At 58.1% G+C, this 1,772-nt stretch carries 1 rRNA gene (only partly in view); it reads right to left on the bottom strand.

What is annotated here, in order from left to right:
- A 23S ribosomal RNA gene (locus tag ACIQTP_RS46805) occupies positions 1–1,622 on the bottom strand; it reaches 1,598 nt to the left of the window's first position.
- Positions 1,623–1,772: the final 150 nt, after the last annotated feature.

Below are 1,772 nucleotides of genomic sequence, written 5' to 3'. Positions count from 1 at the left end.
GCAGGTCTGGTCCGTCGGCTCCACCACTCCCCTTTGCCCGAAGGCTCCGGGGCGGCTTCACGGACTTAGCATCGCCTGGTTCAATGTTTGACGCTTCACAGCGGGTACCGGAATATCAACCGGTTATCCATCGACTACGCCTGTCGGCCTCGCCTTAGGTCCCGACTTACCCTGGGCAGATCAGCTTGACCCAGGAACCCTTAGTCAATCGGCGCACACGTTTCTCACGTGTGTATCGCTACTCATGCCTGCATTCTCACTCGTGAACCGTCCACCACTGCCTTCCGGCGCGGCTTCACCCGGCACACGACGCTCCCCTACCCATCACAGCGGGCGTTGACCCTCATGCTGCAATGACACGACTTCGGCGGTACGCTTGAGCCCCGCTACATTGTCGGCGCGGAATCACTAGACCAGTGAGCTATTACGCACTCTTTCAAGGGTGGCTGCTTCTAAGCCAACCTCCTGGTTGTCTCTGCGACTCCACATCCTTTCCCACTTAGCGTACGCTTAGGGGCCTTAGTCGATGCTCTGGGCTGTTTCCCTCTCGACCATGGAGCTTATCCCCCACAGTCTCACTGCCGCGCTCTCACTTACCGGCATTCGGAGTTTGGCTAAGGTCAGTAACCCGGTAGGGCCCATCGCCTATCCAGTGCTCTACCTCCGGCAAGAAACACACGACGCTGCACCTAAATGCATTTCGGGGAGAACCAGCTATCACGGAGTTTGATTGGCCTTTCACCCCTAACCACAGGTCATCCCCCAGGTTTTCAACCCTGGTGGGTTCGGTCCTCCACGACCTCTTACAGCCGCTTCAACCTGCCCATGGCTAGATCACTCCGCTTCGGGTCTTGAGCGCGCTACTATATCGCCCTATTCGGACTCGCTTTCGCTACGGCTTCCCCACACGGGTTAACCTCGCAACACACCGCAAACTCGCAGGCTCATTCTTCAAAAGGCACGCAGTCACGAGGCAAACACAAGTGCTTGCCCGACGCTCCCACGGCTTGTAGGCACACGGTTTCAGGTACTATTTCACTCCGCTCCCGCGGTACTTTTCACCATTCCCTCACGGTACTATCCGCTATCGGTCACCAGGGAATATTTAGGCTTAGCGGGTGGTCCCGCCAGATTCACACGGGATTTCTCGGGCCCCGTGCTACTTGGGTGTTTCTCAAACGAGCCGTTGACGTTTCGACTACGGGGGTCTTACCCTCTACGCCGGACCTTTCGCATGTCCTTCGCCTACATCAACGGTTTCTGACTCGTCTCACGGCCGGCAGACCGTGAAAGAGAAATCCCACAACCCCACATACGCAACCCCTGCCGGGTCTCACACGCATATGGTTTGGCCTCATCCAGTTTCGCTCGCCACTACTCCCGGAATCACGGTTGTTTTCTCTTCCTGCGGGTACTGAGATGTTTCACTTCCCCGCGTTCCCTCCACTTGCCCTATGTGTTCAGGCAAGGGTGACAGCCCATGACGACTGCCGGGTTTCCCCATTCGGAAACCCCCGGATCAAAGCCTGGTTGACGACTCCCCGGGGACTATCGTGGCCTCCCACGTCCTTCATCGGTTCCTGGTGCCAAGGCATCCACCGTGCGCCCTTAAAAACTTGGCCACAGATGCTCGCGTCCACTGTGCAGTTCTCAAACAACGACCAACCACCCATCACCCCGAACCAGTAGTCCGAGTGCACTGGGGCCGGCACTGAAGGCAGCCAACCATCGGCCGTACCCTCAGACACCCAACAGCGTGCCCGACACCCCCG

The organism is Streptomyces sp. NPDC090798, from assembly GCF_044768965.1.
Taxonomy (GTDB): domain Bacteria; phylum Actinomycetota; class Actinomycetes; order Streptomycetales; family Streptomycetaceae; genus Streptomyces.
This window is presented reverse-complemented; position numbering and strand designations above follow the sequence as displayed.